The following is a 20379-nucleotide window of genomic DNA, read 5'->3' on the forward strand; positions in this document are numbered from 1 at the left end:
CAGCCTGGTTGCACCCCACCAAAGGCAGACAGGACGGGCATTACAGCCCTGTAAAAGGTAGGGATATAAAACACAACGGGGCGCCTGAGCGCCCCGTTGTGTTCAAGCAAGCGTCAATCCTCCGCCTGCTCCTCGCCGTCTCGACGGCTCATGCCGTACTTGCGCATCTTCTCCACCAGAGTGGTGCGACGAATACGCAAACGCTCGGCGGCGCGGGCAACGATGCCATTGGCATCGTCCAGCGCCTGTTGGATCAGGCCCTGCTCCAGGCCACCGAGGTAGTCCTTCAGGTCCAGGCCTTCGGGCGGCAGCATGGCGTGGGTGGCAAAGCTTGGCGAGCCGCCATTGATGGCCACGCGTTCTTCCAGGTCTGAACGCAGGCTGTCGACCAGTTGTTCGTCTTCGTCATCCACGTAGCGGAATTTCTTCGGCAGCTCCGACACGCCAATCACCCCGTACGGGTGCATGATCGCCATGCGCTCCACCAGGTTGGCCAGCTCGCGGACGTTGCCCGGCCAACCGTGACGGCACAGCGACATGATCGCCGCCGAGTTGAAGCGGATCGAGCCGCGCTTCTCGTGCTCCATGCGCGAGATCAGCTCGTTCATCAACAGCGGGATGTCCTCGACGCGCTCGCGCAGCGGGGCCATCTCGATGGGGAACACGTTGAGGCGGTAGTAGAGGTCTTCGCGGAAGGTCCCCGCCTCGATCATGCTCTCGAGGTTCTTGTGGGTCGCGGCGATGATGCGCACGTCGATACCCTGGGTCTTGTTACTGCCCACCCGCTCGAAGGTTCGCTCCTGCAGCACGCGCAGCAGCTTGACCTGCATCGGCAGCGGCATGTCGCCGATCTCGTCGAGGAACAAGGTACCGCCGTTGGCCAGCTCGAATCGCCCGGCGCGGCTGGTGATGGCCCCGGTAAAGGCGCCCTTCTCGTGGCCGAACAGTTCGCTTTCCAGCAGCTCGGCCGGAATCGCGCCGCAGTTGACCGGCACGAACGGCGCTTCGCGGCGCTTGGAATGGTAGTGCAGGTTACGCGCGACCACTTCCTTGCCGGTGCCCGACTCGCCGAGGATCAGCACGCTGGCATCAGTGTCGGCCACTTGCTGCATCATCTGGCGCACATGCTGGATCGCACGACTGGTGCCGACCAGGCTGCGGAACAGGTTCGGCTCGCGCTGGCGACCGCGCTCGCGGGCCTGGTCGTACATCTCGCGATAGACCTGGGCACGGTGCAGCGAATCCAGCAGCTTGCTGTAGCTGGGCGGCATCTCGAGGTTGGAAAGCACGCGACGACGCAGGTCGTCTGGCAGCTCGACAGAAGAAATTTCGCCAATCAGCAACACCGGAAGGAACTCATCCCAGGTTGCCACTGTCTTTAGCAAGCCCATCAGACTTGCCGGAGCGTTTACGGTCCCGATCAGGACACAGAGTACTTCACGACTGGACGACAACGACTCGACCACCTGCTGCCAATCAAGGCTTGAGCAGGATAAATTTTCTTCCCCAAGAAAATTCAGTACCACCGCTAGATCGCGGCGGCGGGCGCTATCGTCATCGATCAGCAGGATTTTGGTTTCACGCCACATGCAATAGCAACTTCCCTAGTCATTTCGGCGCCCTATTCTGGGCATGCTCGACATCATTCCGACTGAACGGTCAGTTTCGGACGTCTGAATATTGGAAAACAGATGCTAGTTAAGTCAAAAAGCCGTGCATAGTCAAATTTATGGCGCACAGAGTTTGAGATTTACCAGTGTCAAGTGAACAAATGGTAAACCTTTGCAGCACTTTTCGCCTGGCGTAACTGGGCCATCTCGTCGACCAAAAATTGACGTGCATCACTTGTAACATCAATTAGTTGCCGATAAACCCCGAGCAGTGCCTCAAGACTCTCGCGCAGCGCGGGATCATCCACGTCACCGCGCAAGGCGTCTTCCAGGTGATTGCGGCAAGCAGTATCCAGTTCGCCGATGGCGACCCAGTCGCGATCCTGCATTGCAGCACTCAGCGCCTGGCGTGTCGCATCAATATGCTGCAATGCATTCATCTCACTCTCCCCGCTCAAGGTCATTGCGCTGAAGCAATGGCGTCCCAGCCGCTCTTTACGGTAATCAACAGCCCAGCCACTTCTTCGATGATCTGCGGATCGTTGCTGGCATTGGCCTGTACCAGCCTTGTATTCATGTATTCGTAAAGGCTGTCGAGCTGTTCGATATAGGCTGGGTCCTCAGCCTTTTCCGCATCCAGGCCCTGGCGCAAGCCGGTGATGATATCGATCGCCTTGGTGATCAACAGGCACTTCTGTGTGATATCCCCGCGCGCCAAGGCACCCTTGGCCTGTGCGAGCCGGTCGAGGCCACCTTCGAGCAGCATCTGAATCAAACGATGCGGGCTTGCCTCGGAGATCTGTGCATGGGAATTGACCTTCTGATACTGGCGAAGGGCTCTCATAGGGTTCATGTTGCTACCTCGTTACAGGCCAGAGTCGAAAACTGCGTATTACCCATTGTTTCGACTGTGTCACATAAATCTTTAGTCCCGAGAAAAAGCCCGAGACTCTCCAGACGCCACTCGCAACGCCGAATCAATCCTTCTTCGGATTATTCAGCGAGTTGAGCGTTGTCATCATGCTTGAGCTGCTGGCGTTGATTTTCGCAATCAAGGTATCCATCGCCGTGTACTTGGCCATCAGCGAGGTCTGCAGACTTTCCATGCGCCGGTCCAGGTCCGTCTGCTGGGTGGTCAGGTCGGTCAGTTTGGTGTTCAGGTCGGTCACTCGCGTGGCCAGCAAGCCGGTGGTACCCACGTAGGGCTCGGTGACCTTGGTCATGCGGCTGATCAAACCATCTTCACCCGTGAACAACTTGGCGATGTCGCCCGAACCCTTGACCACCGCCTTGTCCCACGCCTTGTCATCCAGGCTGAGCAAGCCGGTTTTCTGGTCAGTGGTAATCCCCATCTGCGCCAGGCTGCTCATGGCACCCGTTCCGGAACCGGTCAACTCGCTGCGCATGCTGGCCACCAGCTGGCGCATCGAAGAATCGCCGGTCAGAGCACCTGCGGTGGTGGTGGAGGCATCGCCGGTGGCGGTGACCTTGGTCTGGGTGTTGATGCTGGTGATCAACGCGTTATAAGCAGAGACGAACGACTGCACCGAGGTCTTCAGGGTCGCGGCGTTGCTTTCCACGCTGATGGTGATGGGCTTGTCCTTGTCGCTGGCAACCAGGTCCAGAGTCACGCCACTGATTGCCGAGTTGACCTTGTTGCTGGTCGACTCCATCGCGATTCCGTCAATGGTGTACTTGGCGTTTTGCGGTGGTTTGCCGGCGTCGTATCCGCTGGCCAGGTCCGACGTACCGCTGAGCGTGATGTCGGTACCCTCGCCGCTGTTGGTCGAACCCACCACCAGGCGTGCGCCGTTGGCGTCACTCAAGATGTTGGCGCTGATGCCCTTGTCGGACAGCTGGCTGTTGATCGACTCACGCACCTGGCTCAGCGATGCGCCGGCAGGAATCGAAACGTCGTAGCTCTTGCCCGACTGGGTGATGGTCAGGGTCTGGGGGTCGCTGCTGTTGTTGGCGACGCCCGTTGCACCCCCGGCAAACACCTTGCTGGTGACTTTCGACGAAGTCGCCAGATCCTGCACCACAACCACATACTTGCCACTCGAAGCACCGTCACCCAGGGTGACCTTGACGTTCTTGTCTTCGGACGAGGTAGCTGCAAGGCCGTTGAAGGCAGAGGCGTTGTTCAATTTGGCGATCGCCGTGCGATAGGCTTCGAGCGCTCCCTTCACCGAGCCGACGGCCGACAACTTGATGGTCGTGTCTTTCTGCTGGTTGGTGATCTGGGTTTGCTTGGGTGCTTTTTCTGCACCGACCAACGCTTTGACAATCCCTTGGGTATCGTAGCCCGACCCCACGCCGGTAATCGTTGAACTCGCCATCTGCTTTCTCCTTGTCCTGCGGCTGCCGCTTTATTGGCGCAAAATGCCATGACGGCAGTCAGAAACACATTTCATGCCAGCTCAGGCCTGGGTATTGAACAACAGGCTGCTGGCATCACTCAGATTCTGCGCAAGCTTGAGCGCAGTCTCCGATGGAATTTGTCGAATCACTTCGCCACTTTCAGTGGCAACCACCTTGACCACGACAATGCCGGTCGAGTCATCGATGGAAAAATCGAGGTTGCGCTGCGTCGACTGAACGAAGTCGCGAATATCGGTTACTGCTTTTTCCAGCGCCGCGCGCTGGCTGTCACCGGCCTTTGCAGGCTGAGGCTGCTCGGTTGCAGCGACCGTGGCACTGGCGGCCTGGGTTGCGCCAGAGGGGTAATGCGCGTTCAGCTTAATGCTCATATCCATGACATCACCTCAAAACTGAAAAAGACGAAAGGGCACGTAAACGCGCCCTTCCGTCAATCAACCACTACCGAAATTACTGAAGCAGCTTCAGAACAGCGGATGGCAGCTGGTTAGCCTGGGACAGGATCGCGGTGGACGCCTGTTGCAGGGTTTGCTGCTTGGTCAGCTCGGCGGCTTCGGAAGCGAAGTCGGCGTCCTGTACGCGGCTACGGGCAGCGCTGGAGTTTTCCGAGATGCTTTGCAGGTTGGCAACGGTGCTGGTGAAACGATTTTGCACCGCACCCAGTTGCGAACGCTGGGTGTCGATCTGCTGGATAGCACCGTCCAGGGCCTGGATGGTTTGCTGAGCCTTGTCGGCGCTCAGAACGCTCAGGTCGGCAACGGTGGTTTCCATTTTCACTGCCGAGGTGGTAGCGGCGGCTGCGGTAGTCAGGCCCAGGGTGGCCAGACCGGTGCCGCTGCTGCCGTCGGCAACAGTGATGTCCTTGGTGGAGAACAGGCTCAGGGTGTTGTTGGTCTTGTTGATGCTGGCACTCACACCGGTGCTGGCGCTGTTGATCGACGAGACGATGTCGGCCATGGTCGAGCCTGCGGTGAACTTCACTTCAGTGCCATTCAGGCTTACCGAAGTAGCGGCAGTCAGCTTGGCTTCGGTGCTACCAGCGCTCAGGCCAAGCTTGGCCAGTGCACCAGCGCCGCCGGTGGACGCGGCAGAGCCGTTGTCCAGCTTGATGGCTTTACCATCAGCCGAAGTCAGCTCCAGGCGACCTTCAGCAGAAACAGTGGCAGCTACGCCGGTGGCGGTGGCACCAGTGTTGGCGGTGTTGATTTTGCCCGCGATCATAGCCATGGTGTCGTTGGCAGCGAACTGAACGTCTTTGCCGTTGATGCTGATGGCAGTATCAGCTACCAATTTGCCCGGTACAGCTGGGGTAGTGCTAGTTACGCCGCCCGAAGCAGTGGCACCACTCAAACCAGAAGTGGTAGTACCGGTTACAGTAATAGCCGCTGCCGAGGTCAGGATGATCGCGTCACCGGCGCCGTTTTTGGTAGCAGTAACACCTGCTACACCAGCACCGTTGATTGCACTGACGGTGTCGTCAATGGTGGCAGCGTTGGCAACGTTAACGTCGGTGCCATTGATCTTGAAGGTCTCTGCGCCAGTCGGAGCTGCGTAAGTAGTACCAGTCTGGACAAACGGGGTAGTACTGGTTACTGCTGGAGTACCACCTGGCAACGTAACCGGGTTACCCGTTACCGAAGCCGACAACTGGGTCAGCGAGCCAGCTACGGTGGCTTCGCTGTAAGTACCTTTCAGGCCGGTAGCGCTGATGTCGCTCATGCCGAACGAGATGGTCTGGTTGGCATCGGAGCCGATCTGGAAGGCTACGTTCTGGAACGAGCCGTCCAGCAGGTTACGACCACCGAAGGTGGTGGTAGCGGCGATACGGGTCAGCTCACCCACTTTAGCGGTGAATTCCTGTTGGATGGAATCACGGTCAGCCTGAGATTTGTCACCGTTCGCGGAGTTCAGAGCCAGCTCACGCAGACGTTGCAGAATGTTGGTCGACTCTTGCATCGCGCCTTCAGCGGTCTGGGCGATGGAGGTGCCGTTGTTGGCGTTGTTGATGGCAACGGTCATGCCTTTGACCTGGGAGGTCAGACGGTTGGCGATCTGCATGCCGGCAGCATCGTCTTTGGCGCTGTTGATTTTCAGGCCGGAAGACAGACGGGTCATCGAGTTGCCCAAGGCATCGCCAGCTTTGTTCAGGTTACGCTGAACGGTCAACGATGTAATGTTGGTGTTTACGGATAATGCCATGACGAAATCCTCGTTGGATGGAGACTGCGGCTTCCGGCCCTGGCATCCGCCGGGTGTGGCCTAGAGAACCTTCGTAATGGTTATCGTCGTGAACGCAGGTTGCTTGAGGGTTTTTTTGAAAAATTTTACTAGCACCGTGCCACCCCCTTGAAAATCAAGGCCTTGAGCGCCGGAAAAATCGTACTTTCGCGATAAATTTGACGCCAATAAAAAACGCCCATGGCTTGCTCAGTCATGGGCGTTTTTAGGTACGGCGCAGGTTGAGGCTTACTCGCGATATAGAATCGCCGAACCCCAAGAAAGGCCAACACCAAAGCCGCTGATAGCCACGCGTTTCCAGGTGCCATCGAGCATGTGTTTTTCCAGCAGCAGCGGCACGCTGGACGATACAGTGTTGCCGGTTTCGAGCATGTCCTTGACGAACTTGTCCTTGACCGTCGACTCCGGGTCTTCTTCAAAGCGCCGGGCCACGGCATCGACAATCGCCGCACTGCCCTGGTGGATGCAGAAGGCGTCGATATCGGCCGAACTCAGCCCCGAGGCGTCGAGCAGCTCGTGCAAGTGCGCAGGCACCTTGACCAGGGCGAAGTTGAATACCTGGCGGCCGTTCATGAAGAAGTTGCCGTCAGTGACCTTCAAGTGCGCAGCACCCGAGCCGTCGGTACCGAAACGCGCCTCACCCAGTTGCCAGGTAGCGCCCTCACCCATCCAGGTGGCAGTGGCGGCATCACCGAAGAGCATGGTGGTGTTGCGGTCTTCCGGGTCGACGATCTTCGAATACGGGTCGGCGGTGATCAGCAGGCCGTTCTTCAGGCCCGTGGCTTCCATGAAGCCCTTGATTGCGTACAGGCCGTACACATAACCCGAGCAACCGAGCGACACGTCAAAGGCCGCCACGCGAGTCGACAGGCCCAGCTTGTCCTGAACGATGGCTGCGGTGTGCGGCAAGCCTTCTTCGTCACCGTTCTGGGTGACGACGATCAGGGCATCGATGTTTTGTGGGTCAAGGTCCGGGTTGTTGGCAAACAGGGCCCTGGCTGCCTCTACACACAGGTCGGAGGTTTCTTGCTCGTCTGCCTTGCGCGGCAGGAAGGTCGAGCCGATCTTGCCGAAGATGAACGTTTCATCCTTGCCGAATTTCGCACCCTGGGCGTAGTTGTCCAGGCCAGCGGTGGGCACGTAACTCGCGATACTTTTTATGCCAATCATTCTGGCTTCCCAATCAAAACTTCAAAGACTGCCGCTCGCAGATCTGAGGGCGCCAAAAACCGGGGTTGCACCACCCCTGGGTGGCACATGGCAGCGTTGTTGCCGGGTCGTGCACACAAAAAAACGGCAACAAATTCTTGCAAATGCCACCGATAGAATACAGGGAAGATGCCCGATTTGACTCATTGGTCACACTCAATTGTCTAAGCGGTAGCGACGCTCGTCACAATGGGCATAAAAAATCGCGGGGCAAGCCCGCCCCTACCACGGGTAGGAGCGGGCTTGCCCCGCGAAGCTTTCCTGGGCCTGGCTCAAATCTTATTGAACAGACTCAACTGCGAAAGGCGCGCAAAGGCCAGCTGGGAGGCCTCAAGCATGGCTTGCTGCAAGGTCAGGGTAATGGCCGCAGTCGACATATCGGTGTTGCCGATGGCTGCCTGGGTGCTCTTGTTAGCCAGGTCCAGGCTGATGTTTTCCTGACGCTGGATGTCCAGCGAGTTGCCCCGCGCACCGATCGAGCCCCGCGTGATGTCGATTTTCTCGCGGGCGCTGGCAATGTTCGAGATCGCCGAGTCCACCGCCTGTTTGAGCTTGATCGATGCCTTGCCGTCGGTGACGGGAGTTTCCAGCGCGACTCGCAATTGCGCCAGGGTATCGAGCACATTCTGGGTCTTGTGGGTATTGGCATTGACAGCGAACTGGTCACCGGCTGACGGCGGACCATCAAACTGGTAGGTAACACCAGCCACGGTCACGGCATTGCCGGCCCCGATGGTGCCGGTTGCTACCGGCTTGCTGTCGGCCTTGTACGGCTGGGCGAACAGGGCATATTCAGTGTCGCTGGTGAACTTGATCACCGCACCGTCACTCGGGAAGGTACTGCGGTAGTCATCGTTATTGGTAATGCTGGTACCGGTCACCTGGGCCGTGGAGGTGTTGCCGGCCCCGCGCGATGCGGTCAGGGTGTCGGGCTTGCCCTGCAGGGTGAACTCATGACCGGCCACCACAGCGTCCGGGTCATCGCCTTCCTTCAAGGCGATATTGATCTCGAACTCGACCCCGCGCAGGGTAATCATGTTGCCGCCTTCGGCGTTGCGGTCGAAGGCGCCATTGGTAGGCGTCTCGCTGGTCACGTCCTTACCGCTGGCATCGGTGATGCTGTACTGGGTCGCACTGGTGAACTTGATAGTGTACGGCTGCCCTGCGCCAAAGCTGTTGTTGTAGGCATTGACCGAGGTCATCAGGCCCTGGGACAGGCCTACCCGGCCATCATCCGGCGACGGCGCCTTCAAGCTGGTTTCGGTACGGCTGTTATTGATGGCCATATCGAAAATGCTGTAGCCGCTGTCGTTGGTGGCCAGGTTCAGGGTGTCGGACACCTGCAGGCTAAGCTGGGTCTGGTCGCCATGGTAGCTGTAGGTGCCGTCGCTGTTGCGCACGTAGGGCGGCGACGAAGTTTGCGAGCCGCCGAACATGTAGTTGCCGTTGGCATCACGGGAGTTGAGCAGACCGAAGATATTGGCTTCGATCTCCTTGATCTCGCTGCCGATCGAAGTGCGGTCTGCATCGCTCAAGCTGCCGTCACCGGCCTTCAGGGCCAGTTCGGTGGCACGCTGAAGCGCATCGTTGATGGTCGAGAGGACGCTCTCTTCCTGCAACAAGGCGTTGTTCACCGTAGTCATGTTGGCATCGTACTGCCCCAGCAAGGCGCTTTGCTGCTGCAGCAACAACAACCGGGCAGCCCCCACCGGATCATCCGCCGCCGTCTGGATGCGGATACCCGACGACACCTGCTCCTGGGTCTTTGCCGCGTCGGAGAACGTCTTCGAGTAGCTGGTGGCGCTGGTCTCATAGAACTGAGCAGTGGAAATACGCACGATCGGCTACTCCTTACAGGGCGTTGATCAAGGTGCTGAAGGTTTCTTGCGCGGTCTTGATGATCTGCGACGACGCGGTGTAGTAGTGCTGGAACTTGACCAGGCTGGCCGCCTCGTCATCCAGGTTGACCCCGGATACCGAGGCACGGCTGGCCTTGGCCGAATCGAGCACGGCGCCAGTGGCGGTGGTGTCGATCTTGGCCTGGGCGGCCTTGGCACCGACGCGCTCGACCAGCGAGGCATAGGCGGAGGTAAAGCTGATGCCACCGCCGGAGCCGGTACCGACCGTGGACTGGGTCTGCAGACCCAGCAGCGCCTTGGCGTTGCGGTTGTCGGACTTGCCGTCGGCATTGAAGCCCAGGGTGAAGCTGTCGTTGGCCGACGGGCTGCCGCCGATGGTTGTCTCTACCTTGAAGGTACGCGGATTGCCGCTGGCATCGAGCATCGGCGCGCCGGACGCGTCACGCATCGGTACGTTGATGGCCAGGTCGTTGTCCTGGCCCGGCACGATATTGCCGGCTCCAATCTCACCGCCCTTCGAGTCGAAGATCTTGTAACTTTGCGTGCCGCCACTGGCCTCGCCCAGCACCACCCGTACCGGCATGGAGTGCTTGATCGCTTCCTGCAGCTGCGCCTGCTCGGCACCGCCGTAGATATCCAGGCGCTCACCCAGGCTCGGCTGGGTGATGGTGCCGGTACCGCCGTTGCCACTGCCGGCCGTGGCGCTGATCGGGCCGGCGAAGGCCAGTTTGTTGGCGTCGGTGAGCACCGTGTTGATGCTGCCAGCGGCGGCGCGGGTCGGGATCACCTTGAAGCTGTCGCCTGCGGCCAGGCCACCACCGTTGAGCTTGAGGCTGAAGCCGTCGATCACTGGCGCAGGGTCGGCGTCCAGGTCGAAGTTGCCCATCTCGGTGCCGTCGGAGCGGCGCACGCTGTACTGCTTGTCGCTGGTGAACTTGACCTCGTAGTCATAGGTGGTCAAGGCACCGCTGTTTTCGATGGTCACGTCCAGGTTGCCGGAGCCTGCGCTGTTGCCGGAGGCGGCCAGGCTGCGCTGGCTGATCGCAGTGATACTGTTGATGCTGGAGAACAGCCCGGCACCGAACTGGCCATTGGCATCCAGGCCCTGGCCCAACTGGCTGTTGATGCTGTCGGCGACCACCAGGGCCACGCGCCCCAGCTCGTTGATCGAAGGCGCGAGCACGTCGTTGCGATAGCGCAGCAAACCACCGATCTGCCCGCCGGTAACCACCGAGGTAACGTCGGAGCTGAAGGTCTGGTAGTTGATCTGCAGGCTGTACTGGCTCTTGTCGGTGCTGCCGGGCGCAACCGACAGGGTGTTGGCGCTGTTGCCGGTCACCAGCGACTGGCCGGTACCCAGGTAGACGTCCAGGTTGCCGTCACGCTCCTGCACGGTCACGCCCACCAGCTCGTTGAGCGAACGCACCGCTTCGTTACGCGCATCGATCAGGTTGTTGGGGGTGTTGCCCGATGCCGACAACTGCGCGATCTGCTTGTTGTATTCGGCGATGTTGGCGCTCAGCTTGTTGACCTGGCCACTCAAGGTCTCGAGCTGGGAGTTGATGCTGTCGTTCTGTTGGCTCATCTGCGACGAGATGGCATTGAAGCGGTTGCTCAGGGTTTGCGCCTGGGTCAGCAGCAACTGGCGCGAGGCGACATCGCCCGGGGTTGCCGAGGCGGTCTGCAAGGCAGAGAAGAATGCCGTGAGCACCGAGCTGATGCCGGTATTGCTGTCGGCCAGCAGTTTGTCGACGCTGGTGATCTGATCCTGGAACGCGGCGGCGTCGGTGTTCAACGAGGTGGCGGTCTGCAGCTGGTTGTCCAGGTAACCGTTATAGATGCGTCGAACATCCGAGAGCGTGGTGCCGGTACCGATGAAACCGACGCCGATGTTCTGCATGCCGCCGGTGGTCTGCACCGCCTGCTGGCGCGAATAGCCCGAGGTCCCGGCGTTGGCGATGTTATTGGAGGTGACCGATAACGCTGCCTGGCTGGCGTTCAGGCCGCTCAGCCCGATCGAGATCAGATTCGACATACTTCAATCCTTATAGATTCGTGGTACCGCCAGCCATGGCGTATTGCTGGGTTGGCTGCAACTGCCGGGCAATGCTGATGATCTTGCGCGCGTAGTCAGGGTCAGTGGCGTAGCCGGCCTTTTGCAGCTCTTTGGCAAACTGCTCCGGGTTATCGGCCGCACTGACCGCATCTTTATAGCGACTGTTGCTCTGCAACAGGCTTACCAGGTCATGGAAGCTGTCCTGGTAGGAATCGTAGGAGCGGAACTCCGCCGTCTCCTTGACGAACTGGCCATCGCGAAACTCGCTGGTGATCGCCCGCGCCTGCCCGCCCTGCCAGTTACCCGTGGCCTTGATGCCGAACAGGTTGTGACTGCTGGTGCCATCGGCCTGACGCATGACCGACTTGCCCCAGCCGGTTTCCAGGGCCGCCTGGGCCACCAGATAGCGCGGGTCGATGCCAATGCGCCTGGCGGCCTGCTCGGCCATCGGCAGCATGGTGGCGACAAATTCATCCGAAGAACTGAACGCACGCTTGGCCGGCGCCAGTGGCGGCTGGGCCACGGCGCGGCCGTAGATACGCATCTCGCCCGGCGCGGCGAACGCTTTGGCCGGCTCCCAGTCGCCCTTGGCCACGGCATCGCCGAGCGGGGTCGTACGACCGGGAATCGGCGCGGTGTTGGTGGCGGCAGACGGCACCAGCCCTGCCAGCAAACGGTCGGTGAGCTTGCCCGGCAAGGCCAGGCGGCGCGAGTTGAGTGCGGCCACGTCGTTGCGCGTCGCGGCGTCGCCCGGGCGCTCGGCCACGCCCACGGCGGTGGCACCCAGGGCACGCGGCTGCACGTCGAAGCGCGGGAACGGGCTGCTGCTCACCGACGCCGCCTTCTGCTTGGCGAGCTGGCGCATCAGCACATCCTGCAAACCGATACCGCCGCCCTCGCGGGACATGCTCACCGCCAGCTGCTGGTCGTACATCTGCTGGTACTGCTTGGTGGTTTCGGTGTTGAGCGGGTTGTCCTTGGCCAGCACGTCGCTGGCCGAACGCATCGACTTGAGCATCTCGTTGAGAAACAGCGACTCGAATTCCTGGGCCACCTTGCGCAGGTTGGCTTCGCTGTCGCGGTCGCCGACCTTCAGCGAGTTGAGGCGATTGAGGTCGGTGTAGGCACCGCTGTCAGCCATAGTGGCTGTGGATACTTTCGGCATGTCCATGGCCCGGCCCTCAAATCACGATCAGGTCGGCCTGCAGGGCGCCGGCCTGTTTGAGGGCTTCGAGGATCGCCATCAGGTCACTGGGGGCAGCGCCCACCTGGTTCACGGCGCGGACGATTTCATCCAGCGTGGTGCCCGGACCGAACTTGAACATTGGCTTGGCTTCCTGCTCGGCGTTGACCCGCGAGCGCGGCACCACGGCCGTCTGGCCATTGGAGAACGGCCCCGGCTGGCTGACGATCGGGTCTTCGGTGATGGTCACGGTCAAGCTGCCGTGGGTGACCGCAGCAGGCGACACCTTGACGTTCTGGCCGATGACGATGGTGCCGGTACGCGAGTTGATGATGACCTTGGCCACCGCCTGGCCCGGGTCGATTTCAAGGTTCTCGAGAATCGACAGGTAATCGACGCGCTGGCTTGGATCGAGCGGCGCGCTGACGCGCACCGAACCGCCGTCCAGTGCCTGGGCGACACCCGGGCCGAGCAATTCGTTGACCTTGTCGACGATGCGCTTGGCGGTGGTGAAGTCGGGGCGATTGAGGTTGAGGGTCAGGCTGTTGCCCTGGTTGAAGCCACTGGGCACGGCCCGCTCAACGGTGGCGCCACCGGGAATACGGCCGGCCGAAGGTACGTTGACGGTGATCTTGGAGCCGTCGCGGCCTTCGGCATCGAAGCCGCCGACCACCAGGTTGCCCTGGGCGACGGCATAGACGTTGCCGTCGATACCTTTGAGCGGAGTCATCAGCAGGCTGCCGCCGCGCAGGCTCTTGGAGTTGCCGATGGAGGACACGGTCACGTCCACCACCTGACCAGGCTTGGCGAACGCCGGCAGGTCGGCATGAATCGACACCGCCGCGACGTTTTTCAGCTGCACGTTGCCCGAGCCTGGCGGCACCTTGATGCCGAACTGCGAGAGCATGTTGTTGAAGGTCTGCAGGGTGAACGGCGTCTGGGTAGTCTGGTCACCCGTGCCGTTGAGCCCGACCACCAGGCCGTAGCCGATCAGCTGGTTGGTACGCACACCGGAAATGCTGGCGATGTCCTTCAGGCGTTCGGCCTGTACGGCAAACGCGGCAGACATCAGGAACACGGCGGCGATCAGCTGCTTGAAGTTGAACATGGTCATCGGAACCTAGAAAGGCCAGAGCGGGCTGATGAAGAATCGGTCGAGCCAACCTGGCTGACTGGCGTCGGCAAACGAGCCGGTTCCCGAATAAGTGATGCGCGCATCGGCCACCCGGGTCGATGGCACGGTGTTGTCGGTGGCGATGTCGTCGGCGCGGATCATGCCGGCGATGCGTACCAGTTCGTCACCGGTGTTGAGCGTCAGCCACTTCTCGCCGCGCACGGCGATGATGCCGTTGGGCAGCACATCGGCCACGGTCACGGTGATCGAGCCGGTCAGGCTGTTGCCCTGCCCCGCCTTGCTGTCGCCCTTGGTCGCACGGTCGCCGCTGTAGCCGGCGCTCAGGCTCAGGTCACCACTGCCGAACGGGTTGTTGGTGGTGGCGCTCGAGCCGAACAGCGAGGTCAAGCCGATGTCGGCCTTGCTGTTCTTGGCGATCTGCGAGTTGGCGTTCTTGCTTGCCTGGGTCCGCTCGTTGAGGGTGATGGTGATGATGTCACCGACCCGGAACGCCTTGCGGTCGCTGTACAGGTTCTGCTCGAAACCGGCCTGGTAGATCGAGCCGTTGTTCGCCGCTGCCGGCAGGGGTGTACGCGGCAGTACCGGTGCGTAGTACGGATCGTTGGGCTTTGGCGGCGGCGCAACGCAGCCGGCCAGCACGGTGATCCCGCTCAGGGCAAGTACGGAAAACAAACGACTCATGACTCTGACCTCACGGTGTAACAAGCGCTGTTCAAGCGACCTCGAAGACTTCACTTACAGGTTCTGGGTAACGAACGAGAGCATCTGGTCGGCGGTGGAAATGACCTTGGAGTTCATCTCGTAGGCACGCTGGGTGGTGATCATGTTGACCAGCTCTTCCACGGTGCTGACGTTGGAGTTTTCCAGGGTCTGCTGCTGCACCACGCCAATGCCGTTCAGGCCCGGGGTACCGACTTGCGGCGCGCCGCTGGCGGCGGTTTCCAGGAACAGGTTGCCACCCACCGCTTGCAGGCCGGCCGGGTTGATGAAGTCGGCGGTCTGGATGTTGCCGATCACCTGGGCGGCCGGGTTGCCGGCGGTGGTGATCGAGACGGTGCCGTCACGGCCCACGGTGAAGGTCTGCGCCTCTGGCGGCACGACAATGGCCGGCTCCAGGGCAAAGCCGCTGGCGGTGACGATCTGGCCGTCGGAGTTCAGGTGGAAGGTACCGTCACGGGTGTAGGAGACGGTGCCATCGGGCTGCAGGATCTGGAAGAAACCGCGGCCATCGATTGCCATGTCCAGTGGGTTTTCGGTGGTCTGCAGGCTGCCGGCGGTGAAGCTCTTCTGGGTGCCGACGATGCGCACACCGGTACCCAGTTGCAGGCCCGAAGGCAGCTCGCTGTCCTGGGTCGACTGGGCGCCCGGCTGGCGACGGGTCTGGTAGAGCAGGTCCTGGAATTCGGCGCGATCACGCTTGAAGCCGGTGGTCGAGACGTTGGCCAGGTTGTTGGAAATGGTGGTCAGGTTCATGTCCTGGGCGGACAGACCGGTTTTACTCACCCAAAGTGCCGGAAGCATGCTGTTCTCCTCGCGCGCCTGTTTTACGGCGCTACGTCTGTGTAATTAGCCGATTTGCAAAACACGAGCCATGGCTTCGTCGCCTTCCTTGGCCGTGGTCATCATCTTGACGTGCAGTTCGAATTGACGAGACAGCGCCAGCACCGAGGTCATTTCCTCGACCGCGTTGACGTTGCTGTTCTCAAGGAAACCCGACACCAGCTTGACGTTGGCATCGGCCGCCGCCGGCTGGCCAGTGGTGGTGTGGATCAAACCGTCCGGGCCTTTGGTCATGGTCTTGAGGTCGGGATTGACCATCTTGATCCGGTCGACTTCGGCCATCACCCGCGGGCCTTCGCCCATGGCGCGGATGCTGATGGTGCCGTCTTCGCCCACCTCGATTTTTTGCTCCGGCGGCACGGCGATCGGCCCGCCATTGCCCATCACCGGCATGCCGTTGCCGGCACGCAATACGCCCAGGGCGTCGATGTTCATGCTGGCGGTGCGCACATAGGCTTCGCTGCCATCGGGTGCCTGCACGGCAATCCAGCCGTCGCCACCGACGGCAACGTCCAGGTCGCGGCCGGTTTCCAGCAACGAGCCAGGAGTGAAGTCGGTCGCCGGGCGCTCGGTCATGGCATAGGCGCGCGCCGGAAAGCTGTCGCCGAACACCGGCATCGAGCGCGCCTGCTCCAGGTCACGCTGAAAACCGTTGGTAGAAATGTTCGCCAGGTTGTTGGCATGGGCCTTCTGCGCCAGCGCGTTCTGGCTGGCGCCGGTCATGGCCACATAAAGCATCTTGTCCACAGGATCTCCTCTGCGCGAAACCTTGCCGCGCTGCCACCTTGGCAAGCCTTGAAGCAATTATCGAACCAGAATGACAAAAGCCCCGTATTCCGGGGCTTCTGGCGTGAAGCATGGCGTTACGCCGTCAGTTTGTCGGCGATCTGTTGCCGCCTGCGGCAAGGGCGCCTCACCCGACGCGGCAACCGGCATTGTCGTAGGGGCCGGAATGCCGGAGCCAGCCTTGGCCGGGATCGACTTGCGAGCACATGAAGCGACCGGTGACTTTGCTTTGCCACTGGTACCAGGGGGCGGGGGCTGCTTGCGCGGTGGCGGCGAGTATCAGGATTGCAATCAGGGGCCATCGTTTCATTTGAAATCCTTCCCGGGGCAAGCCCGCTCCTACCCGACAGGAGCGGGCTTGCCCCGTGATGCCTTAGGTCATCTGAATGATGGTCTGCATGATGGTGCTTTCGGTGGAGATGGTCTTGGCGTTCGCCTGGTAGTTGCTCTGCGCCTTGATCAGGTTGACCAACTCGCCGGTCAGGTCGACATTGGAGTCTTCCAGGGAGCCGCCATAGATCTTGCCCAGGGTGCCAGTGTTCGGCTCACCCACCACCGGAACGCCAGAGCCGTAGGACTCTTTCCATGCCGTGCCACCTACCGGGGTCAGGCCCTGGGCGTTGGCGAAGTTGGCCATTGCCACCTGGCCGATCACCTTGTCCTGGCCGTTGGTGAAGTTGGCGAACATGTTGCCGCTCTGGTCAACCGTCAGGCCGGCCAGCTCACCGGTGGCATAGCCATCCTGGCTTTTCGCCGAGGTGGCGGAAGCAGCGTTGTACTGGGTGGTGGCCAGCATATCGAGGGTCACGCCACCGGTCTTGGCGACAGAACCATTGGCAACCCAGTCACCGGCGGCATTCTTCTCGGCCGGGACCCAGCCGTTGAGCTGGAAGGTTTTGTTGTCGGCGATGGTCAGGCCACCGGGCACCGCGCCTGCGGTCATTGCTGCCGTGTCCAGGGTGCCGTCGGATTTGAACGGCAGCTTGTTGACCAGCGGCGTGGACAGCGACGGGTCGGCCGGGTTGCGACCATCGACAGTGGTGTACATGGTCCAGGAGTTGCTGGCCGCATCCTTGACGAAGTACTGGTTGAGCTGGTGCGCATTGCCCTGGCTGTCGTACACGTCAGTATTGAAGGTGTAGTTGTAGCTACCCACCTCCGATGGCGAGAACGGTGTGACCTTCGGCTCCGTGGCGCTGGAGTTCAGGTTGAGGGCCTCATTGATGCGGCCAGTCGGGTTGGGCGACAGGTTCGAGGTGTCGATCTTCAGGTCGATGAGCGCCCCCGGAATGATCTTGCCGTCGGCGTCTACGCCATAGCCCTGCAGGTTGGCGCCCTGGGCATTGACGACGTAGCCCTCCTTGTCGCTGTAGAACGCGCCGGCGCGGGTGTAGATCCGCGAGCCGTTGTCGTTCATGGCGAAAAAGCCGCTGCCGTCGATGGCCAGGTCCAGGCTCTGGCCGGTACCGCTGAAGTTGCCCTGGGTGAACATCTGCGAGATCGCCGCAGTGGTCACACCGCTGCCCATGACGGTCTTGCCGCTGGTGCCGCGAATGGACGAGGCGTACTGGTCGGCGAATTCGGCGCGCGACGATTTGAAGCCGGTGGTGGCAACGTTGGCGATGTTGTTGCCGGTAACGCCCAGGGCCTTGTTTGCTGCATAAAGCCCGCTAAGGCCGATGTTGAAAGACATATGCTCACTCCTGCCGCGTTATCGGCCCTAGATTCCAATCGATTGAATTTTCGACAGCGCGATGCTGCCAAGCCCGGTCAGGTTCAGCATCATTTCCGAACCGTTGCTGCCCATGGTCACGCTGCTGACCGAAGCCGGCAGGTTGGTGGTCATGGTGGTGGCCACGCCTTCGATGGTGCCGGAGGCCTTGAAGGTGTAGGTGCCGGCAGGGGCCACTTCGCCGTCGCTGTTCTTGCCGTCCCAGGTGAAATCCACCTGGCCGCCCTTCTGGCTGCCCAGGTCCAGGGTGCGCACCAGTTCGCCTTCGCTGTCGTAGATGCCGACGGTGGTCATGGTGCTGGACGAGGTCAGGTTGACCGAGCCTTTCATGTCCTTGCTGGTGTCGACGACCGACTTGTCGGTCTGCACCATCACATTGCGCCCGACCAGCGAAGAGGCCTGCAGGGCAATGGACGACAGGAATGCGCCGCCGATGGTGCTGACCGAACTGTTGAGCGACTCGATACCTTCCAGGCTGCTGAACTGCGCGAGCTGCGCGACGAACTCGCCGTTCTCCTGCGGATCAAGCGGGTTCTGGTGCTTCATCTGGGTAACCAGCAGTTGCAGGAACGCATCCTTGCCCAGGGCGCTACCGGCGGTACCGGTCTTGTTGTTGCTGGTGCTCTCCTGCTTTTGCAGGGACTGCAGCACCGAATTGCTGACGTTGTTGACCGAATCGGTTGTGCTCATGCCGATGCTCCTATCACTGACCCAGGGTCAGTACTTTCTGCATCATGGTCTTGGCCGTGTTCATCAACTCGGCGTTGGTCTGGAACGAGCGACTGGCAGAGATCATGTCGGCCATTTCCTCGACCACGTTGACGTTCGGGTAGTAGACGTAGCCGTCCTTGTTCGCCGCCGGGTGGTTGGGCTCGTAGCGCGCCTCGAGGTTGCTCTGGTCTTCGACCACACCGAGCACCTGGACGCCCTGGCCGGCTTCACCCTGGTCCTGGAACAGCGACTGGCTGACGCCGCCCTGGGCCTGCTGGAACGTGGTGGCGAAGACCGGGTGACGGGCACGGTAGGTCTGGTCGATGCTCGACGACACGGTCTCGGCGTTGGCTATGTTCGAAGCGACGGTGTTCAGACGCGTGGTCTGGGCACTCATGCCGCTACCGGCAATGTTGAAAACACTGGCGAGGGACATGTCTTACTCTCCGCGCAGGGCCGATACCAGCCCTTTGAATTTACTGTTGAGCAGCGTGAAGCTGGCCTGGAAGCCCACGGCGTTCTCGGCATAGCTCGATTGTTCGAGCTGGGCGTCGACGGTGTTCTGGTCGATGGACGGCTGCATGGGCGTGCGGTACTGCAGGGTTTCGTCACCCACGCTCATACCTTCGGCCTCGATGTGCCGGCTGTTGGTGCGGTCCAGGGCAAAGTGGCCGCCCTTGGTCTTCTGGCTTTCGGCGGCCAGCACCGAAGCGAAGTCCAGGTCGCGCGCCTTGTAGTTGGGCGTGTCGGCGTTGGCGATGTTGTTGGCCAGCACTTCGGCACGCTGGGCGCGAAAGCCCAGTGCTTTTTCGTGAATGCCGAGCGCTTTGTCGAAGCTGATGCTCATGTCGGGGAAACCTTCGAAGGTTGACCGGATAAATCGTTGGCAGAGCTAGAGCAAGAGCCATGCCAAAAAACAAAACCCCGTAAAGACGGGGTTTTGAAGGGGTGTTGTAGGCGGCAATGCCAGAAAAGCGGCAAAGGCTTTCCGCTGGAGCGGCAATTTGATGGCGGCGGCGATGCAGGGGCAAGCCCGCTCCTGCGGTTATTTGGCCTGGTAGATGATGCCCGGACTGCACTGGACCATCTGGTAATGCTCCGGCAAGCCGTTGAGCGCTTCGGACGCCCCCAGGAACAAGTAGCCGCCTGGCTTAAGGGTGCTGTGGATGCGTAACAGGATGTCCTTCTTGACCTGGGCCGAGAAGTAGATCAGCACGTTGCGGCAGAACACGATGTCGAACTTGCCCAGGCTGGCATAGCTGTCGAGCAGGTTGAACGAGCGAAACTCCACGCGACTGCGAATCGGCGCCTTGACCGCCCAGCGCCCTGGCGCCTTCACATCGAAGTAGCGCTGCAGGCGTTCCTGGGACAAGCCCCGGGCAATCGCCAGGCTGTCGTACTCGCCCGACTTGCAGTTGCTCAACATGGTCCCGGAGAGATCGGTGGCAACAATCTGCGCGCCCATCTTCAACTGGCCGATATTGCTGCGCTCGAACTCGTCGATGGCCATGGAGATCGAATACGGCTCCTGCCCCGAGGAGCAGGCGGCCGACCAGATGCGCAGGCGCTGACCCGGGTTGGCCTTGATCTGCTCGGGCAGCACTTTGTTCTTGAGCACTTCGAACGGGTAGGTGTCGCGAAACCACAGGGTTTCGTTGGTGGTCATGGCGTCCACCACCTGCTCGCGCAAGCCACTGCGCGGCTGGCTCTGGATGCGCTGTACCAGCTCGGTCAGGGACTTGATGCCCTGCTGCTCCATCAGCTTGTTGAGACGGCTGGAGACCAGGTACTGCTTATTTTCGCCCAGCAGGATGCCACAGGCTTTTTCCAGGAAGACCCGGAACTGTTCGAAATCCAAATTACCCGTAGACAATGATGCCGCCTCTTAAATCGTGTGAACCGCCAGGGGCGAACCCCTGGC

The 20379-nt window shown here is 60.8% G+C and carries 20 protein-coding genes; all 20 read right to left on the minus strand.

The window, feature by feature from the left end; all coding sequences use genetic code 11:
• Positions 1-113: 113 nt before the first annotated feature.
• Positions 114-1589, minus strand: a complete 1476-nt coding sequence (gene fleQ / locus NPS58_RS25480) for a transcriptional regulator FleQ (RefSeq protein WP_028945498.1) — start codon at positions 1587-1589, stop codon at positions 114-116.
• Positions 1590-1759: 170 nt separating this feature from the next.
• Complete coding sequence (gene fliT, locus NPS58_RS25485; protein ID WP_274118007.1) at positions 1760-2050, minus strand: flagellar protein FliT; 291 nt, start codon at positions 2048-2050, stop codon at positions 1760-1762.
• Positions 2051-2070: 20 nt separating this feature from the next.
• Positions 2071-2463 carry a flagellar export chaperone FliS gene (gene fliS / locus NPS58_RS25490; RefSeq protein WP_274118008.1) on the minus strand — a complete coding sequence of 131 codons (393 nt, stop codon included), beginning with the start codon at positions 2461-2463 and terminating at the stop codon, positions 2071-2073.
• 124 nt (positions 2464-2587) lie between these two features.
• Complete coding sequence (fliD, locus tag NPS58_RS25495) at positions 2588-3949, minus strand: flagellar filament capping protein FliD (protein WP_274118009.1); 1362 nt, start codon at positions 3947-3949, stop codon at positions 2588-2590.
• Between the two features lie 81 nt (positions 3950-4030).
• The gene (locus NPS58_RS25500; protein ID WP_274118010.1) at positions 4031-4366 is read right to left on the minus strand and encodes a flagellar protein FlaG; all 336 of its coding nucleotides are present in this window, start codon (positions 4364-4366) and stop codon (positions 4031-4033) included.
• A 73-nt stretch (positions 4367-4439) separates the two neighbouring features.
• The gene (locus NPS58_RS25505) at positions 4440-6188 is read right to left on the minus strand and encodes a flagellin (RefSeq protein WP_274118011.1); all 1749 of its coding nucleotides are present in this window, start codon (positions 6186-6188) and stop codon (positions 4440-4442) included.
• A gap of 267 nt (positions 6189-6455) precedes the next feature.
• Positions 6456-7397, minus strand: coding sequence for a ketoacyl-ACP synthase III (locus tag NPS58_RS25510; protein WP_274118012.1), 942 nt, complete (start codon positions 7395-7397; stop codon positions 6456-6458).
• Between the two features lie 311 nt (positions 7398-7708).
• Positions 7709-9274: a flagellar hook-associated protein 3 gene (locus tag NPS58_RS25515; RefSeq protein WP_274118013.1), complete on the minus strand. Its 1566-nt coding sequence runs from the start codon at positions 9272-9274 to the stop codon at positions 7709-7711.
• A gap of 13 nt (positions 9275-9287) precedes the next feature.
• On the minus strand, positions 9288-11330 hold the full coding sequence (gene flgK, locus NPS58_RS25520) for a flagellar hook-associated protein FlgK (protein WP_274118014.1): 2043 nt from the start codon (positions 11328-11330) through the stop codon (positions 9288-9290).
• A 10-nt stretch (positions 11331-11340) separates the two neighbouring features.
• Positions 11341-12522, minus strand: coding sequence for a flagellar assembly peptidoglycan hydrolase FlgJ (gene flgJ, locus NPS58_RS25525; protein WP_274118015.1), 1182 nt, complete (start codon positions 12520-12522; stop codon positions 11341-11343).
• 10 nt (positions 12523-12532) lie between these two features.
• Positions 12533-13642, minus strand: a complete 1110-nt coding sequence (locus NPS58_RS25530; RefSeq protein ID WP_274118016.1) for a flagellar basal body P-ring protein FlgI — start codon at positions 13640-13642, stop codon at positions 12533-12535.
• A 12-nt stretch (positions 13643-13654) separates the two neighbouring features.
• On the minus strand, positions 13655-14350 hold the full coding sequence (gene flgH, locus NPS58_RS25535) for a flagellar basal body L-ring protein FlgH (RefSeq protein ID WP_028945509.1): 696 nt from the start codon (positions 14348-14350) through the stop codon (positions 13655-13657).
• Between the two features lie 54 nt (positions 14351-14404).
• Complete coding sequence (gene flgG / locus NPS58_RS25540; protein WP_274118017.1) at positions 14405-15190, minus strand: flagellar basal-body rod protein FlgG; 786 nt, start codon at positions 15188-15190, stop codon at positions 14405-14407.
• A 45-nt stretch (positions 15191-15235) separates the two neighbouring features.
• Positions 15236-15976: a flagellar basal body rod protein FlgF gene (locus NPS58_RS25545; protein WP_274118018.1), complete on the minus strand. Its 741-nt coding sequence runs from the start codon at positions 15974-15976 to the stop codon at positions 15236-15238.
• Between the two features lie 166 nt (positions 15977-16142).
• Positions 16143-16325: a hypothetical protein gene (locus NPS58_RS25550; protein ID WP_274118019.1), complete on the minus strand. Its 183-nt coding sequence runs from the start codon at positions 16323-16325 to the stop codon at positions 16143-16145.
• Positions 16326-16388: 63 nt separating this feature from the next.
• Positions 16389-17708 (minus strand): flagellar hook protein FlgE, encoded by a 1320-nt coding sequence (flgE, locus tag NPS58_RS25555; RefSeq protein WP_274118020.1) that lies wholly within the window; start codon positions 17706-17708, stop codon positions 16389-16391.
• Positions 17709-17735: 27 nt separating this feature from the next.
• A complete protein-coding gene (flgD, locus tag NPS58_RS25560; RefSeq protein WP_274118021.1) occupies positions 17736-18437 on the minus strand; it encodes a flagellar hook assembly protein FlgD in 702 nt (233 codons plus the stop codon).
• Positions 18438-18450: 13 nt separating this feature from the next.
• The gene (gene flgC, locus NPS58_RS25565) at positions 18451-18894 is read right to left on the minus strand and encodes a flagellar basal body rod protein FlgC (protein WP_028945514.1); all 444 of its coding nucleotides are present in this window, start codon (positions 18892-18894) and stop codon (positions 18451-18453) included.
• Between the two features lie 3 nt (positions 18895-18897).
• The gene (gene flgB / locus NPS58_RS25570) at positions 18898-19305 is read right to left on the minus strand and encodes a flagellar basal body rod protein FlgB (RefSeq protein ID WP_274118022.1); all 408 of its coding nucleotides are present in this window, start codon (positions 19303-19305) and stop codon (positions 18898-18900) included.
• 198 nt (positions 19306-19503) lie between these two features.
• Entirely contained in the window at positions 19504-20331 is an 828-nt protein-coding gene (cheR, locus tag NPS58_RS25575; protein ID WP_274118023.1) for a protein-glutamate O-methyltransferase CheR, read from the minus strand.
• Positions 20332-20379: the final 48 nt, after the last annotated feature.

Origin of the sequence: Pseudomonas putida (assembly GCF_028682455.1) — a bacterium.
GTDB classification, from domain to species: Bacteria; Pseudomonadota; Gammaproteobacteria; order Pseudomonadales; family Pseudomonadaceae; genus Aquipseudomonas; species Aquipseudomonas putida_AA.

Bases quoted from the DNA above. Each gene is read 5' to 3' on its own strand.
- flgC (WP_028945514.1), bottom strand. From the start codon at position 18,894: ATGTCCCTCGCCAGTGTTTTCAACATTGCCGGTAGCGGCATGAGTGCC.
- flgE (WP_274118020.1), bottom strand. From the start codon at position 17,708: ATGTCTTTCAACATCGGCCTTAGCGGGCTTTATGCAGCAAACAAGGCC.
- NPS58_RS25505 (WP_274118011.1), bottom strand. From the start codon at position 6,188: ATGGCATTATCCGTAAACACCAACATTACATCGTTGACCGTTCAGCGT.
- fliD (WP_274118009.1), bottom strand. From the start codon at position 3,949: ATGGCGAGTTCAACGATTACCGGCGTGGGGTCGGGCTACGATACCCAA.
- fleQ (WP_028945498.1), bottom strand. From the start codon at position 1,589: ATGTGGCGTGAAACCAAAATCCTGCTGATCGATGACGATAGCGCCCGC.
- flgK (WP_274118014.1), bottom strand. From the start codon at position 11,330: ATGTCGAATCTGATCTCGATCGGGCTGAGCGGCCTGAACGCCAGCCAG.
- NPS58_RS25550 (WP_274118019.1), bottom strand. From the start codon at position 16,325: ATGAAACGATGGCCCCTGATTGCAATCCTGATACTCGCCGCCACCGCG.
- flgH (WP_028945509.1), bottom strand. From the start codon at position 14,350: ATGAGTCGTTTGTTTTCCGTACTTGCCCTGAGCGGGATCACCGTGCTG.
- flgG (WP_274118017.1), bottom strand. From the start codon at position 15,190: ATGCTTCCGGCACTTTGGGTGAGTAAAACCGGTCTGTCCGCCCAGGAC.
- NPS58_RS25530 (WP_274118016.1), bottom strand. From the start codon at position 13,642: ATGTTCAACTTCAAGCAGCTGATCGCCGCCGTGTTCCTGATGTCTGCC.
- flgB (WP_274118022.1), bottom strand. From the start codon at position 19,305: ATGAGCATCAGCTTCGACAAAGCGCTCGGCATTCACGAAAAAGCACTG.
- fliT (WP_274118007.1), bottom strand. From the start codon at position 2,050: ATGAATGCATTGCAGCATATTGATGCGACACGCCAGGCGCTGAGTGCT.
- NPS58_RS25510 (WP_274118012.1), bottom strand. From the start codon at position 7,397: ATGATTGGCATAAAAAGTATCGCGAGTTACGTGCCCACCGCTGGCCTG.
- NPS58_RS25500 (WP_274118010.1), bottom strand. From the start codon at position 4,366: ATGGATATGAGCATTAAGCTGAACGCGCATTACCCCTCTGGCGCAACC.
- flgD (WP_274118021.1), bottom strand. From the start codon at position 18,437: ATGAGCACAACCGATTCGGTCAACAACGTCAGCAATTCGGTGCTGCAG.
- fliS (WP_274118008.1), bottom strand. From the start codon at position 2,463: ATGAACCCTATGAGAGCCCTTCGCCAGTATCAGAAGGTCAATTCCCAT.
- flgJ (WP_274118015.1), bottom strand. From the start codon at position 12,522: ATGGACATGCCGAAAGTATCCACAGCCACTATGGCTGACAGCGGTGCC.